Source organism: Bifidobacterium saguini DSM 23967, from assembly GCF_000741715.1.
Classification (GTDB): domain Bacteria; phylum Actinomycetota; class Actinomycetes; order Actinomycetales; family Bifidobacteriaceae; genus Bifidobacterium; species Bifidobacterium saguini.
On record NZ_JGZN01000017.1, the window covers coordinates 50676 to 65157 of the forward strand.

Genomic DNA, 14482 nt, shown 5'->3' on the forward strand with positions numbered 1-14482 from the left:
GGCAATGGAATCCACGACCAGCAAGCAGTCCTGCATGCAGACCCGCAAGCAATGGTGGCAACGTAATTGGTTCATCATGCTGCCGTTGGCAGTATATCTGGCAACCTATGCGGTTGTATTCCCTGGCATTGATTCGGTGGATGCCAATTGGCAGCGCCAGATGTTCGCCGACTGGACGTTCAGCAAACAGCATTCAGTGCTGAGCACATTCGTATTCGGTATTATCGGCGGCGATCAACTCTGGCTCTGCAATTTAACGCAATCGATTATTTTTGCCGCTTGCATTATTACTGCGCTGGCAGTGCTTGCGCCGCGAGTAAGTCGGCGTGCATTGTTGATTGCTTCATTGGCATGGTCGTTCTATCCGCTGTTCCCCGCGTATGCGGTCTCCTGCGTCAAGGATGTGTTGTGCGCGGGATTCACGCTGTTGTTGTGTGTGGAAGTGTTCGCCATCATCGACAGCGAAGGTGCGATGCTGCGCAATCCCTGGTTTTTGACAGGCCTGACACTCACGTTGTTCGTGACCAATGAATACCGCAAGAATAATTTCCTGTTCATCGGCATGATTGTGCTGTTTCTGCTGATTCGATACCGCCGTGAATGGAAACGATTGGTGGCGGTCTTAGTGGCTTTTGCGGCATTGACCGGTACTTGGGGCGCCTATTGCGATTATGGGTTGAAAGCCGAGCCTGCGGCTACTACGGAAATGCTGGGCGTGCCATTAATGCAGGTTTCCTATATCTACTATGAGGATTTGCATGGCAATCCGCAGCATCTACCCGCTCAGGCGGATGCGTACTTCCAAGCGGTGCGTCCGCAATCCCAATGGGCGGCAAACTATGAGAAGCAGCAACTGGTGGTGATGGATAACAAGATTGCTGACCTGACCAGTGCGGATTTGGGCGAATTCCTCGGCAATTGGGCAAGCCTGTGCTTCGCGAATTTCGGTACATGCGTCAAGGCTTATGTGTTGTTTGAAGGCTCACTAGTCAATCCATTGCAGGTGACTGACGACCAGTACAGCATTTTGGGTGGCGTATTGCACATGGATAAGGCCGCAGCTGGACAGTCTGCATTGGCATGGGTGCCGCGTGTGGTGTTCAATCTGGCGGTGATTGACTGGATTCTTATTGCTCTCGCTGTGCTCGCTTACCGCCGTGGCATGCGCGAACTGCTGCCGCTGTTCTTGATTCCGCTGGGTATCGCGATTTCGCTAATGCTTGCCGCTCTTGCCGTGCAGCTGCGCCTTATGCTTGGCGCAATCATTCTGATTCCATTCCTTGCCGCGCTGATTCTAGGCCGTGAACGTCGGGCATAGGCTTGCTTTTCCATTCCAGTGTGGAATTATTCCAGTATGACGACAACGATTCCGACGACAAAGGCATTTGCAAAAATCGGATGATAAGCTGTTCGGCTTCTTGGAGATGGTACGCTGCGGCAGGCGTGTTCCTTGCGGTTGTTTTGAATTGTGCTTCTGTCCATATAAGTAATAGCAATAGTGACTAAATCTACAAGGTCTTTGATTCGAGTGGATTCCCTGCCGTGAATGAGTTCGACGACTGCGCAGACCTTGTCTGCAATTTGGTTGGCTATAGGGTATAGACGATAAGGATACGTCTCCAGTTTTTCCAGTGTCGGTCGATTGCGCGGGTCTATAACTTCAATATCGGTCAATGACCTTGATGGGTAACCAGGTCGACATGAATGGAACCGAGGCTTTTTGTGCCTATGAATGCGTTGAAAGATACGCGGTAACCATCTAGATATGGTTGGTTGTCGCCTTGGGCGATTGGTTTGACGGAGTTAAGTGTGAACTTAAAGAAGTCATGCAAATTGAAGTGATTGTTCGAGATTATATCCATTGCGAAATAAATCAGCATCAAGGGTGCGTCTTGTTGTGGGGATGCGAGCGAGCATGGCACTACCGCCTTTGAGCACCCATTCGCTGTGTTCGCCTTCGCTAAAGATGCGACAGAGAAATCAATCGTAGTATGTCTGGCGAATAATGTCGTTGATGCTTCTACTGGGGCTGATTTGATGCTCTCGTTTGGCAGCTGATTTTATGGCTTGGTCGACTGCCAAGCTGTTTGGATAGGTATCGCTTGTCATGGTATTAGTCCTTTGATTGGTCTGAGCCGTGCTGGTTGTGGTATTGGGATGAGAAATTGTTTGGAAGACGATGAGAATGGAACGTATTTGTTATTGTTCGTGCTGCTTGTATAAGTGCGTCATTTTGCATGCTGGGTATATTTTTTAGCTCAGTCAGTATGATTTCTAATGCTTTTGCAGGCAATGAGATGGCTTGTATGGTTTTCTGCATTTCTTCCAGCTGAGGCTGCATGATTCCTTTGAATGCGTTTTGGATTAAACGTATGGTTTCGAGTTGCTGTTCATCGGCTGGAGCAGTGAGCATATGAAGCAGGCTTTTTCCGTCTCCACTCGGGAATCCGTAGCGTTTTGCATAAGGACAAAGTAGCTGCTCAAGATAGGAATAATTGATACTGCTCAATACGTCCGTGCCACTGGTGATGAAGATATCTGAAAGGAGTGAGAAATCGGTATTCTCGGCTACGAGGTCTGCGATGGTCTGCTCGACGGTGGTGATGGGCAGACCTTCACGAATGGTGAGTGACTCGGAAACGTATCTTTTAAGCCGCAGGACGATATCTGTCCGTTGCGTTTGTTTTCGAACGGGTGTGCTGAAGCAGTACGGTTCTGGAACGAAGTCACCAATGCCGAGTAACCATGCAGCTGTTTTTGAACTTACTACTGCATCTGGCGCTGCGCTCTGCAGTCGTTCTTCGGCTGTTTTTTGAGGGTAAAGCGATAGCCATGCAGCGTGTAATGCTTCGTGTTCTTCAGAGGGGGCGGAAGTGTTGCGGTATACGCCTTGCGATACCCGATCCAGTTTGCCGGAGGTCTCTAATTTATACAGGCTGGAGCGTGAGATGCCCAAGCGCTGGGCTTGTGACGTAGTTACAAGCCCCCATTGGGTTGATGTCAACGGAGATAGCTGCTGCATCGGTGATTCGCGCTTCATGCTTGGATTGTATCCTTTGAGGGATACAATCCAAGCATGAATGAACCTGTTGCGAGCTGCACTACGGGATACATATGCTATTGCTTTTTATCGACGGCCTGATTGTTGCTGCTGAGCTTGCTTTCTTCGATGAGGTAGTTGGGGCGGCCTTTGGTTTGCATGAAGATACGGCCGAGGTATTCGCCGATGATGCCGAGGCAGAGGAGCTGCACACCGCCGAGGAAGAGCATGACCACCATAGTGGAGGCATAACCGGGCACATCAATACCTGAAACCAAAGTGCGCACAATAAGGAACAGCGCATACAGGAACGCTGCAACAGAGACAATAGAGCCCGCCCACGTGGCGATTTTCAGTGGCGCAATAGTAAAACTGGTGATGCCATCCATAGCCAGATGGAAAAGCTTTGGATAGCTCCATTTCGTAGTGCCGGCTACGCGCTTATCGCGGTCGTACAGGAATTCGATTTTCTTGAACCCAATCCAGCTGAACAGGGCCTTAGAGTTGCGCTCGGATTCATCGAGCCGTTGCAGAGCCTCGATGCATTTGCGGTCGAGCAAGCGGAAGTCGCCGGTATCGCGCTGAATTTCCACGCCGGAGATTTTCTGCAGCAGGCTGTAATACCAGCGGCTGGTAGCCTTCTTGAGCCAGCTTTCACCCTCACGGCTGCGACGGCGTGCATATACATCCTCATAGCCTTGGAACCAAAGTTCAGCCATTTCGGGAATAAGCTCAGGCGGATCCTGCAGATCGGCATCGATAATGACCAACCCATCGGTATGCGTGTGCATAATGCCCGCGTACATGGCCTTTTCCTTGCCGAAGTTGCGTGAGAGGAACAGGTATTCCGCATAATCTGAATGTTTGCCGGCATAGTCGCGAACCAGCGGGCGCGTATTGTCTTTAGAACCGTCATCCACGAACAGGAGCGTGTACCGCAGACGAGCGGGTGCATTAGCTACGAGCTCATCCATGCGTGCGAATAGCGCGGGCAGAGACTCCTGCTCGTTGTAGCAAGGAATCATTACCGTCAACGTGCGAACGTCGGTATTGCTCATATACGTACTCCTCAGCTCGCGGAACTAGCCACATTATAATAAGCCACATGTCTTCAAGCAGTGCATCAGCGCCTACCCGTACCACTCGAATCGGTCTTACCGTTGCAGGATATCTGGCCTGTTTCGCGCTTCCCATCGTGCTGCTTATCGCATTATGCATGATGCGCGGCATCTACCCGTTTGGCAATGAATCGTTCCTGTCTGGCGATTTGCGCTATCAATACGTCGACTTCTTCGTCTGGTTCCGCTCAATACTGCTTGGCCAAGGTGGCAGCCTCATGTATTCCTTTGCGCAAGGCATGGGAGTTGGCACATGGGGACTCTATAGCTTCTATCTGGCAAGCCCGCTGAACCTGTTCGTCGTGTTTTTTGATACCGCGCACATCACCCTGTTTATTTGGTTGGTGGTAGCGGTAAAACTCGGGCTTGCCGAGATGAGCATGGTGTTCCTGCTGCGTCGCCGCTTCCAGCTCAATGGGGTGGTGGCCGCCGCGCTCTCGCTTGGATATGTATTCGGCTCATGGACGGTTTCCAATCTACGCAACCCCATGTGGCTGGATAATTTGGTGCTATTGCCATTGATTTGCTGGGCCACCTATGAATACATCAATCGCCGCCACTGGCGTATGCTGGCAGCCCTGCTCACGGTTTCCGTGATTATCTGCTGGTACACGGCATATATGACCATCTTCTTCCTCGTGTTCTACGCGGTATTGGAGCAGATGGCGCTCGCCGCCCGAACCGGCACTCGATTCCGTGACAATGATTTGTGGCGCAAAGTGCTGGGCATGGCCGGCTGTGGTGTGCTGGCATTGCTGCTGAGCATGTGGACATTCCTGCCCACCATCAAAGTGCAGTCCTCCAGCCAGGGCGCCATGTCTTCGCGCATTCGCGGAATTTTGGATCAGGCTCAGGGCATGGCTGGTGGGTTGATCACCAAGTTACTGCCGATGCTGGTGGTGGCCGGTGTGCTGGTTGTGTTGATTATCGTTGCGGTTGTGGCGCTGGTAGTGGTGCGTGCTCGGCGTAATGCTGCTGTTCGTCAGTCCGCTGAGCATGTGAAGAATAGCGCTGATAGCCCGACAAAAGTGAGGGCTATTGCCCCCGATGTTCGTGGCGCCGGTTCTTCTGCAGCGCTCGCAATCCCTGAGCCATACGCGCATACTGTTGCGTGGCGTGTGTGTGTGGGCTTGTTTGCGCTGGGCTGTGCAGGCATGGTCGCAATTTCCTTCGCGGTGCCCGTGATTGGCCACTTGTGGGATCTTGGCACTCATGCGGACCTGAAAGGTATGCTGCTGGGCTTCACGGCCACCGGCTGGCAGGAGCAAGAGGTTCCTCAGCTGTTTATGGGTGCCGTGGTCACAGTGCTTGCTGTGCTGTTCTTCCTGCTGCCTTCGATTAATCGATCGGTGAGAAAAACTGCTGCGGTGATACTGCTCTTTATCTTGGCCTCGACCACTATTGTGCCACTGGAAATACTGTGGTGTGGCCTGCGCTACCCGAAGGGTTTCTATTCGCGCCCGGCCATTTACGCGGCGTTCTTCATGGTGTTGTTGGCTGCTGCAGCATTGCAGGAAATTCTCAATGGTCGTGTGCTGATTACCAGACGATTGAGCGATGCCGGCAAACGTACGCTGACTCGAATTGTGGCGGCAGCAATCATCGTAATTGCCATTCCGGAGTTCCTGTTCGCCGCTAACCACACGGCGAGCGTTGCCTACCGCGATTACCAACAGACATATGCGGATACGTACACTGCCAATTCGCGCACGCAAGCTGATCGTTTACGTTCGCTGGATGGCAGCGTGTACCGATTCGAAAAGAACTATACGCGCGCTGGAGCTGCAGCTTTGAACGAAGGCATGGTCGCTGATTTCCGCCAGCTCTCCATCTATTCCTCCGCGAACAGTGCAGCTGCCGTGGATTTGCTGTCTCGCCTTGGTTACAGTCAGGTTGATGAAAACCTGACCCGCTATGCCGCACCAAGTTTGCTCAGCGATGCGTTGCTTGGCGTGAAGTACGTATCGTTGAATGATATTGCTGATTCCGATGGCAAGTACCCTAATCAATATCTTGGCATGCAGCGCGTACTGAATGCGAGCGGTGATGGTGCGGCTGCTGTGTATCGCAATCAGAATGCGCTGCCATTGGCATACGGTGTTCCTGCGGATATTGCGGATAGTGATATGCCGCAGTCTGCAAATCCGTTTGAGAATCAGAATGCGTTTGCTTCTGCACTGGTTGGGCGCAAGGTGACGCCGTTCAAGCAGGTCGAGGCCACGGCAGTGGATAACTCCGATGGTTCGCGCACTTGGACGGTTCAGGTGCCGAAGGGCTCGATTGGGTATGTGTATGTGTCGACGAGTGCGACTGTTGATTTCGGTTTGAGCATTGATGGTGGCGAAGCGATTACTGAAAACAACCGATTCGAGCACGCCATGCATCCGTTGGTGAGCGGATCAGCTGCTGGAGCTCAGGCGGCCGGTACTCACACAGTGACTTTGACATCACCCACCGGGGCTCCCGTAACTGGTGATCAGGCTGCTGCAACCTGCCTGTTCACCGTGCTGGATATGAGTGAAGTCCGTGCTATTACGAGCCAGCTTGCTCAAAACGAGTTCAACGTCCAAGAGTTCAAGGACGGCTATGTGCATGGCACGTTTACGGCACAGGATGATAACCAGTCGCTGATGATCACCACCCCGTACAGTGACGGCTGGCATGTGACCGTGAACGGCAAGAAGGTAGAGGCCAAGCCAGCCTTCGGCGGTGCCGTCACCGTAATTCCGGTTCAGGTTGGAACGAATGATGTTGAAATGCGTTTCACTTCGCCGGGGCTGGTGCCTGGTGCCGTGATTAGTGCCGTCACTGCCGCTGCATGCGTTGCCATTGCCGTAACGTCAGCTATGCGCCGCCGCAAGCGGTGAACGGTGTTTGACTGATTTGATTGAGTAGTGATGCTATTTATGCTTTAGCTAGCACAACTTTTGATATTTTTGATTTTTTTGATATTTTTGATTTCGAGCGATGCGGCGCACAAAATGAGGGGAATGAGATGGCGAAAACACATGCGAATCCGTTTAAACCCACAGCTGGTGGAGAACCTCCCTTGTTGATAGGTCGAAGCAAGGTTATTCGTGACTTTGAAAAAGGGCTGGATAACGGTGTAGGTGCTCCAGGGCGCATCATGTTGGTCACAGGAGCTCGCGGAACCGGTAAGACGGTAATGCTCACTGTTTTTGGTGATAAGGCACGTGAACGGAATTGGGATGTTATTGAAGAGACGGCTTCAGAAGGACTATGCGAGCGATTGGTTGATGCTCTACATGCCAATAGGAGAACTCTTGATCATGTGACGGTTAAGCCTTCGCTGTCGTTCGCTGGTGTGGGGGTTAGTCTTGGAGAAGCGGAACTTTCGCCTAAGCGTATGCCGGAAACATTGCGTAGCGCTATGGCTGCTCGTCTGGACCGTCTCGATAAAAAGCATGCAGGTTTGCTGATTACCATCGACGAGACTCAGGCCGCAGAGCGCCAAGACATGATTGCGATAGCGACTGCTATCCAGCATCAGATTCGGGAGCGTCGAAATATTGCGATTGTATTTGCCGGATTGCCTCAAATGGTATCCGATTTGTTCAATGATGAGGTCATCACATTTTTGCGACGTGCGAAGACCAATGTGCTTTCGGATATTCCACTAGAAGAAGTACAGAGTGCTTTCTCGGACACGTTTAGCACATCTGGTGTTTCTATTACTGAGGAGCAATTGACCGATGCGACTGCAGCTACACATGGGTATCCATATATGATTCAGCTGGTTGGATACCATATTTGGGATGCTGCTGATATGCGAGACTCGGACAGTGTGATTGACGAAGATGTGAAACAGGGCATTCACGAGGCTCGTATTGATCTTGACAATGCGGTGTGTATTCCGGAACTGCATGGTCTTTCCAGGAATGATAGAGCCTACCTGGAAGCCATGTCTTATTCGGATGGACCATCATCTACTGTAGAGATTGCTGAGCGCATGGGTAAAACTGCAAATTATGCAGCAACATACCGTAAACGTTTGCTAGATGCGTTCGTGATTCGCGAGACTGAGCGTGGCGAAGTGGATTTCGCTGTGCCGTTCCTTCGTGAGTATTTGCGGCGCATGCACGAATAATACATAGACTTTAAACCAGAAAAAGATCCGGATCTTATGGTGGTGAGGAAGACAATGGGTAAGAGCTGGGCGAGCGTTGTAGCTGTTGCAGTGAGCGCTGCAATGCTGGGTGCTATTAGCATTGCGCCTGCGAATGCAGTGAGTGATGTGAATTTGGACGCTGCGGATCCAACGGCGGGTTCAGCATCAACCTCGTCAGTCAATGCCTTCAAAACGCAGATGATTGATGACAGCACTGCTGCGGATGCCATGCCGGACAATCCCGATGCGGCCTTGCCGGACAAGGTCTCCGCAGGTATTCCTGATGATGCGACGGTGGTGTCTGAGAATCATGCGGTTACTGCCAACGGCGAGTTGAAGGATATCGAAACTGGCGAGACGGTCACCGATCCGAATCTGGTAGGTACTGAAGATAAGCAGCCTGACCCGTTGGCTAAGACCGATGGTGAGTCGTTCATTCCGGTGCAGGCCGACGAGGTCAAGCAAAAGGTCGAGGAAGTCAAGGGTGCCGCTGCCGTTGGTGGGGAAACGGCGGATGATCAGTCTTCGGCTGATTCGTCAGATGATTCAACTGAAACTGATGCGGATGATGCCGCTGGAACTGCTGGAACTGTGAGCGATAAGCGGGATGCGAAGTCCGGCAAATCTGCGAAGGCAAGTGTGAAACTGGCTTCACTACAAAACAATGATTACGGCGCTCACTGGGGCACGTATAACGATACGCAAGCGTTCTTTGACGCCAATAACAACCTGTTCGTACAGCAGGCCAAAGGCGTGATCGACGTTTCCACCTATCAGGGAACTATCGACTGGCAGGCAGCCAAGAATGCTGGTGTAGAAGGTGCGATTATTCGCATCAGCTACGGCTGGGACAACGGCTTCGATACGCAGGCGCTGCGCAATATCAGCGAATGCAAGCGTCTCGGCATTCCGTTTGGCATCTACAGCTATTCGTATGCTTATGATTCTGCAACAGCGGCTAATGAGGGCAATGACATTGTCAAACTGCTCAAGCAGGCCGGTGTGAATCCTGGTGATTTGAGCTATCCGGTGTTCTACGACTTGGAACGCTGGTCGTGGACCGGCCATACGCCGCCTACGGATCCGAACGTGTATGACGGCATCGTCAATACGTGGTACAGCAAGCTGAAGACGGCCGGCTACAACAATCTTGGCGTGTATTCATACACTTCGTATCTCAATTCGTCTCTGAACAAGGCGAGCATTCACGCCAAGACCCGCTGGGTAGCCCAATACGGCAGCACGATGGGCTTCACCAGCTGGCCCACCAACGATCGCGGTTGGCAATACACCAGCGGCGGTTCCATCGCCGGCATCAGCGGCCGCGTGGATTTGAACGCGTTTGGCTATAAGGAATATCAGGCAGAAACTGATGTTCGTTATCTCGGTACGATTACCATTCCTGATGGCACGTATTACATCAATTCAGTGAAGAAAAATTCGTCGAGTATTGAGATTGCTGGTGGTAGCAGTGCAACAGGAGCTATTACTCAGCTGTATGGGTATAACAAATCTCAGGCACAGCGTTTTGTATTTTCTCGCCAGTCTGATGGAAGTTATGTGATTAAGAATGCTGCGTCTGGCAAGGTGCTGGATGTTGCTGGTGGTGATGCGAAGCTGAATGCGGTGGTCCAGCAGTATGAGGCAAACGGCTCGAATGCACAGAAGTGGTTTATTCGTGATTCCGGTTCTGGCTGGTATGTGCAGTCTGCTTTGGGTAATTGGGTGTTGGATATTGCAGGTGGCAACACCGCAAATGGAACCACTATTGCGCTCTACGGTCCGAACGATAGCGTCGCGCAGAAGTTTTCATTGTCGTCGGTCGATGCCAACGTGGCTACGAACACGTCTGTGCGCGTCCAGTCCGCGAAGAACAGCTCATATGTAATGGACATAGAAAGCGGATCTACTGCGAATAGTGCCAAAGCTCAGCTATATAACTGGAATGATACCGATGCCCAGTTGTATGCCCTTACTGAAGTTGGCAATGGCGTGTACGAGATTCAAAATCGTAGATCTGGCAAGGTGCTTGAGGTCGCCGGTGCGGGAGCCGGTAATGGCGTTGCCATTCAGCAATATGCCCAAAATGGTACGGCGGCGCAGCATTGGTCTGTGATTAGCAAGGATGGTGAGTTGACCTTCCTTAGCGCGGCTACGGCAAAGGTAATCGATATTCCGAGTGGTAATGCCGTGGCTTCCGTTAAATTGCAGACGTATGCCTACAACGGTACTGCAGCTCAACAGTGGAATCTTGATAAGCAACTGACGTTGCGTGAGCGTCTGGATGCGCTAGCTAGCGAGCATAAGAGTGATTTGCCGAACGGTACATACAAAGTGATGTCTTCGGCAAAAGCGTCAATGGTGCTTGATGTTGTGGCTGGTTCGGCTGCGAATGGTGCGAATGTGCAACTGTATTCCAGCAATGATACAGATGCACAGCGGTGGATAATCACTCATGATGGCAAGGGCTATGTAACGCTGACTAATGCCGCGTCTGGCAAGGTGCTGGATGTGGCTGCTGGTTCTACTGCGAATGGTGCAAACATCCAGCAGTACGCGTCGAATGGTAGCTGGGCACAGAAGTGGATCGCTGTGAAAAATGCGGATGGTTCTATCACGCTTCGCTCTGCTGCAGTGGAGAATCGTGTGGTTGATGTGGCTGCTGGTTCTACTGCGAATGGGGCAAACGTACAGCTGTATTCCGGCAATGGTTCTGCAGCGCAGAAATGGAACTTCGGCAAAGCCACAACTGCGCGAGAACGGTTGAATGCCTCCGCGTCCAAGAACAAGTCTGTGCTTGAAAACGGCACATATGTATTTGCGTCCAAAGCGAGAAAGACTGCAGTACTTGATGTGGCTGCTGGTTCTACTGCGAATGGTGCGAATGTGCAACTGTATTCCAGCAATGATACGAACGCTCAGCGGTGGAAAGTGACCCATGACGGGAATGATTATGTGATACTGACCAACGTGGGCTCCGGTAAAGTGCTGGATGTTACGGCTGGTTCGGCTGCGAATGGTGCGAACGTTCAGCAGTACGCCTCGAATGGTAGTTGGGCTCAGAAATGGATTGCCGTTGAGAATGCGGATGGTTCTATCACGCTGCATTCCGCCATGAAGGAGAATCTGGTTATTGATGTTGCTGCTGGTTCTACTGCGAATGGTGCTAACGTACAGATATACGCATCCAACGGTACGCAGGCTCAGAAATGGATTCCCAATCGCAAATAAAAATCATGTGATTGTGGTTGCTTAAGAGCGTGCTACAAAGTGAGTAGAGAGGCGGCAAGATGCGTCGAAACCTTATTGAAATGATGGTCGGCGCGATTGCCGCCTTTGCATTGATTGTGCCAGCTGCGCCGGCTGTGGCGCTTGGCAATCCGGCTGGTTCAGTTGCGGATACTTCGGTGGATGGTATTACGCAAGTCGCTAAAACCCATACGCCGCAAACCGGTGAGCAGCAGTTTAAGGTTGCAGTTGATTCCAGTGGCGCCGATGATGATGGCATTCAACCGTATTCACTGGATGATGATTCGGAGGGACAATCCGGATCTTCAGATGGGTCTCTCACGGCATCCGCTGACCTTTCTGGGCTTGCTACCGTAGGTGTGACTTGGCAACAGCAGGATATGGACAATCCGGACGATGCCCCTACCTATCAGTTGCGTTATTTGACTGACGGAACTTGGAGCGACTGGGTTGAGCTACCCTCGTATGACGAAGACGCTGGTGAGATGGGCATAAGTCCTTCCTATTATGTGGGCAATGCTACCCAAGCGGAGGCGAAACTTACACCAAAGAATGGTCAGCGGATTACTGAAGCGAAGCTCATTACCGTTGATTCCGGGTATTCCGTAGCTGGCAGTTCACAGACCAGTGCATATGCAGAGCAGAGTCAGAATAACGCTGCAGCTACATCGCATACTACGCAATCTGCAGTAGAGCGCAACAGTACTCGGTCATCACTGCAGACCGCCGCTGCAGTCACGGCTACTGGCACTATTCACACCCGTGAAGAATGGTGGGTGGCTGGCAATCCGGCTATGGATTGGCCGCCTGAGCGCGTGGCGAATTGGAAGGGCGCAATCGTCCATCACACGGTAGATCGTAACGATTATTCCCAAGCTGAAGTGCCATCTATGATTAATGGCATCTATGTATACCATAATGTCACTCGAGGTTGGGGAGACATTGGATACCAGCTCATCGTGGATCGATTCGGCGGCATTTGGGAAGGCCGCGATGAAGGTGTTGCGAATCAGATTGTTCCTGGCAGCCAGGTGGTGGGTGCGCAAGCTCGAGGATTTAACTATGATACGTTCGGCGTCTCTATGCTGGGCAGCTATCATCTCAATGTGGCGCCTACAGATGCGCAGATTAAGTCTGTTGCCGCTGCAATCGCTTGGGAATTTGACGCTGTCGGTATCACTGACCCATATGGAACGTTTGAATACAAGGGCACTCAAGCGCGTATTACCGGACATGGTGATCAGTCGCATTGGAGCGCAGACGGCGCCAACCGCACCACATGCCCTGGGCAGCAGGTATGGGCGAAAATGGGAGCAATTCGCGATTATGTGAAGAGCTATCTCAAGGGCGTATCCAGTTTGCCTAAGGTGAACCTTGCGGATGGCTCATATTATGTGAATTCCGTTGCAAAGAATTCTTCGAGTGTAGAGATTGCTGAAGGTAGCGCAGACGATGGTGCGGTGACGCAATTGCATTCCGCCTCAGGAAAAGAGAACCAGCAGTTCGCATTTAAGAAGCAGTCTGATGGCAGCTATGTGATTGCGAATAAGGCATCTGACAAAGTACTGGATGTGGCCAATGGGGTAGCTTCGGATGGTGCTCAAGTTCGCCAATGGGCGGAGAATGACAGCGCGGCACAGCATTGGTTCATTCGTGATTCTGGTGCAGGTTGGTATCTGCAGTCTGCATTAGGCAATTATGTATTGGATTTGGCCGGGGGCTCAACTGCCGATGGTACGGTAGTTCGACTGTATACGCCCAACAGTACGTCGGCGCAGAAATTTGTATTGGCTTCTGTGAGTGCAGTTATTCCAACTGGAATTACAACGAAGATTTCTTCTGTGGCAAATAGCGCGGTTGTGTTGGATATTGCATCGGGATCTACTTCAAATGGGGCTCGCGCTCAGTTGTACAGCTGGAATAATACGAATGCACAGTTGTATACATTCAAACAAATCGGCAACAATCTGTTTCAGATTGCCAACCGTAATTCAGGCAAGGTTTTGGAGGCCGCAGGTGGCGCCACTATCAATGGCACGGCTGTCCAACAGTATGCGGCTAACGGGACTGCTGCTCAGCATTGGTCTGTGTTGGATTATGGCGACGGCAAACTCATGTTCGTGAATATGGCGTCCGCCAAAGTGCTTGACATTCCTGCCGGGAACGCAGCGGTTGGTGTGCAACTCCAGCTGTATACGCGTAATGGGTCTGCGGCTCAACTGTGGAAGGTTGCTGAGTCGAAGACGGTTCGTCAACAAATTGATGATCAAGCCGTTGCGAATAAGGATGTGCTCCCTGACGGCACGTACAAGGTTTCTTCATTGGCAAAGAATTCGATGGTACTTGATGTGGCGGCCGGGTCGAAGAATAACTCTGCGAATGTGCAGCTGTATTCGTCGAACGGTACGGACGCGCAGATATGGACGGTCTCCCATGATTCAGTAGGCTATGTGATATTGACTAATGCTAATTCTGGCAAGGTTTTGGATATTGCCAGTGGGTCTAGCGCAGTAGGTGCCAATGTTCAGCAGTATGCATCCAATGGCAGTTGGGCACAAAAATGGATTGCCTTGAAAAATGAGGCCTTTCGCTGTTTGGTGTGGGTGAGTGGGTCGGGGGGGTGGTGGTGCTGGTCGGGTAGTTTGGGGGTATGGATACCACGTCGTTGTTCACCGCCGCCCTGCAACTGCCTGACCCGTGGAGGGTGTCGGGCGTGGAGTTCCGTGACGAGGAGGACGGCAGACGGGAACTGCATATCGCGATCGGGTTCGCGGCGGGTTCGCGGTTCCCTGCCGGAACCGGGGTGCGGCGAGGCCGCGTGTCCGGTGCATGACGCGAGGGAGCGCGTGTGGCGGCATCTGAACTTCTTCCAGTACAAGGCGTTCATTCACGCGGGCGTGCCGCGCGTGACGTGCCCCGCCCGTGGCAGAAGTTCTGGAAGATCAC

At 51.9% G+C, this 14482-nt stretch carries 8 protein-coding genes and 2 pseudogenes; 6 read left to right on the plus strand and 4 right to left on the minus strand.

All coding sequences use genetic code 11. The features are described from left to right. Window positions 1–4 precede the first annotated feature (4 nt). Window positions 5–1318, plus strand: coding sequence for a DUF6020 family protein (locus BISA_RS10675; RefSeq protein WP_033891930.1), 1314 nt, complete (start codon window positions 5–7; stop codon window positions 1316–1318). A gap of 26 nt (window positions 1319–1344) precedes the next feature. Here the strand turns inward: BISA_RS10675 and BISA_RS13010 are convergent, their stop codons facing one another. The 4 genes from BISA_RS13010 to BISA_RS10690 all read right to left on the minus strand — a co-directional run bounded on the left by BISA_RS13010 (window position 1345) and on the right by BISA_RS10690 (window position 4098). Beyond that, entirely contained in the window at window positions 1345–1674 is a 330-nt protein-coding gene (locus tag BISA_RS13010; protein WP_161786512.1) for a nucleotidyl transferase AbiEii/AbiGii toxin family protein, read from the minus strand. Window positions 1675–1980: 306 nt separating this feature from the next. Next, window positions 1981–2109, minus strand: a complete 129-nt coding sequence (locus BISA_RS13500; protein ID WP_272945253.1) for a hypothetical protein — start codon at window positions 2107–2109, stop codon at window positions 1981–1983. 4 nt (window positions 2110–2113) lie between these two features. Continuing rightward, window positions 2114–3040: a type IV toxin-antitoxin system AbiEi family antitoxin domain-containing protein gene (locus BISA_RS12340; RefSeq protein WP_051917547.1), complete on the minus strand. Its 927-nt coding sequence runs from the start codon at window positions 3038–3040 to the stop codon at window positions 2114–2116. 77 nt (window positions 3041–3117) lie between these two features. Further along, window positions 3118–4098, minus strand: a complete 981-nt coding sequence (locus BISA_RS10690) for a glycosyltransferase family 2 protein (RefSeq protein ID WP_033891934.1) — start codon at window positions 4096–4098, stop codon at window positions 3118–3120. A gap of 47 nt (window positions 4099–4145) precedes the next feature. On the opposite strand from BISA_RS10690, the gene BISA_RS10695 reads away from it, so the two are divergent. The 5 genes and pseudogenes from BISA_RS10695 to BISA_RS12690 all read left to right on the plus strand — a co-directional run. After that, on the plus strand, window positions 4146–7025 hold the full coding sequence (locus BISA_RS10695; protein ID WP_081890118.1) for a YfhO family protein: 2880 nt from the start codon (window positions 4146–4148) through the stop codon (window positions 7023–7025). 128 nt (window positions 7026–7153) lie between these two features. Further along, the gene (locus tag BISA_RS10700) at window positions 7154–8266 is read left to right on the plus strand and encodes an ATP-binding protein (RefSeq protein WP_033891936.1); all 1113 of its coding nucleotides are present in this window, start codon (window positions 7154–7156) and stop codon (window positions 8264–8266) included. Between the two features lie 219 nt (window positions 8267–8485). Beyond that, window positions 8486–11518 carry an RICIN domain-containing protein gene (locus BISA_RS10705; protein WP_193349276.1) on the plus strand — a complete coding sequence of 1011 codons (3033 nt, stop codon included), beginning with the start codon at window positions 8486–8488 and terminating at the stop codon, window positions 11516–11518. 812 nt (window positions 11519–12330) lie between these two features. Further along, window positions 12331–14043, plus strand: a pseudogene (locus BISA_RS12685) (RICIN domain-containing protein); the annotation flags it as partial. 143 nt (window positions 14044–14186) lie between these two features. Further along, a pseudogene (locus tag BISA_RS12690) lies at window positions 14187–14482 on the plus strand (transposase family protein); the annotation flags it as partial.

Coding starts and splice junctions, on each gene's coding strand:
- BISA_RS10675 (WP_033891930.1), top strand. CDS start 5: ATGGAATCCACGACCAGCAAGCAGTCCTGCATGCAGACCCGCAAGCAA.
- BISA_RS13500 (WP_272945253.1), bottom strand. CDS start 2,109: ATGACAAGCGATACCTATCCAAACAGCTTGGCAGTCGACCAAGCCATA.
- BISA_RS12340 (WP_051917547.1), bottom strand. CDS start 3,040: ATGAAGCGCGAATCACCGATGCAGCAGCTATCTCCGTTGACATCAACC.
- BISA_RS10690 (WP_033891934.1), bottom strand. CDS start 4,098: ATGAGCAATACCGACGTTCGCACGTTGACGGTAATGATTCCTTGCTAC.
- BISA_RS10695 (WP_081890118.1), top strand. CDS start 4,146: ATGTCTTCAAGCAGTGCATCAGCGCCTACCCGTACCACTCGAATCGGT.
- BISA_RS10700 (WP_033891936.1), top strand. CDS start 7,154: ATGGCGAAAACACATGCGAATCCGTTTAAACCCACAGCTGGTGGAGAA.
- BISA_RS10705 (WP_193349276.1), top strand. CDS start 8,486: ATGATTGATGACAGCACTGCTGCGGATGCCATGCCGGACAATCCCGAT.